The 1,369-nt window shown below is 49.3% G+C and carries 2 tRNA genes and 2 rRNA genes; all 4 read left to right on the forward strand.

Annotated features, from left to right (window positions below):
• Positions 1-112: ribosomal RNA gene (locus CSQ95_RS28860) — 16S ribosomal RNA — on the forward strand; the annotation flags it as partial.
• A 98-nt stretch (positions 113-210) separates the two neighbouring features.
• Positions 211-287, forward strand: a tRNA-Ile gene (locus CSQ95_RS28865).
• Positions 288-314: 27 nt separating this feature from the next.
• A tRNA-Ala gene (locus CSQ95_RS28870) sits at positions 315-390 on the forward strand.
• Between the two features lie 244 nt (positions 391-634).
• A 23S ribosomal RNA gene (locus tag CSQ95_RS28875) occupies positions 635-1,369 on the forward strand; the annotation flags it as partial.

A 1,369-nucleotide genomic window follows, 5' to 3' on the forward strand; every position in this document is an offset into this window, starting at 1 on the left:
AGAAGTAGGTAGCTTAACCGTAAGGAGGGCGCTTACCACGGTAGGATTCGTGACTGGGGTGAAGTCGTAACAAGGTAGCCGTATCGGAAGGTGCGGCTGGATCACCTCCTTTCTAGAGTTTGCACGAACCAGTAATGGTTCACGCATCAAATGTTCACACTTATCGGCTGTTTAATTAAGAAGAAACAGTAGTCGTAGTAGTTCCGCGTTGGGGCTGTAGCTCAGCTGGTTAGAGCACCGTGTTGATAACGCGGGGGTCGTTGGTTCGAGTCCAACCAGCCCTACCAGTAAGACCCGAGTCGTAGAAATATCCTGGGGGATTAGCTCAGCTGGGAGAGCACCTGCTTTGCAAGCAGGGGGTCGTCGGTTCGATCCCGTCATCCTCCACCAATACTTTGAAAGTGCAAACGTAAGCCGGTCAGTGACTCAGGTTTAGGTTTGATCTTTTAGCGATCAAAGCTGTTTCGTTCTTTAACAATCTGGAAGAAGTAAAGATTATTTATTGATCGGTTTGCCGTAAAACGCAAATCGATGGGTAATGATTGTATGTATCAACAAACAAGCAACAACGTTGTACTTTCTTATCCCTGTAGCGCTCTTTGATGGTTTCGACTATCAGAGGCTAACGTTATAGGGACAAGCGAATAAGTGCACATGGTGGATGCCTTGGCGATTACAGGCGATGAAGGACGTAGTAGCTTGCGATAAGCTGCGGGGAGTGAGCAAACACACTTTGATCCGCAGATTTCCGAATGGGGCAACCCACCCTTTTAGGGTATTGCATACTGAATACATAGGTATGCAAGGCGAACGCGGCGAACTGAAACATCTAAGTAGCTGCAGGAAAAGAAATCAACCGAGATTCCCAAAGTAGCGGCGAGCGAAATGGGAAGAGCCTGTACGTGATAGTCGGACCGATAACAGAATCCTCTGGAAATAGGAGCCATAGCGGGTGATAGCCCCGTATGTGAAATCGGACCGGTGGTACTAAGCGTACGACAAGTAGGGCGGGACACGTGACATCCTGTCTGAATATGGGGGGACCATCCTCCAAGGCTAAATACTCGTAATCGACCGATAGTGAACCAGTACCGTGAGGGAAAGGCGAAAAGAACCCCGGAAGGGGAGTGAAATAGATCCTGAAACCGTGTGCATACAAACAGTAGGAGCGGACTTGTTCCGTGACTGCGTACCTTTTGTATAATGGGTCAGCGACTTACATTCAGTGGCAAGGTTAACCGAATAGGGAAGCCGTAGAGAAATCGAGTCCGAATAGGGCGATCAGTCGCTGGGTGTAGACCCGAAACCAAGTGATCTACTCATGGCCAGGATGAAGGTGCGGTAACACGCCCTGGAGGTCCGAACCCAC

Origin of the sequence: Janthinobacterium sp. BJB304, from assembly GCF_002735765.1 — a bacterium.
In the GTDB taxonomy this organism is placed as follows: Bacteria; Pseudomonadota; Gammaproteobacteria; order Burkholderiales; family Burkholderiaceae_D; genus Janthinobacterium.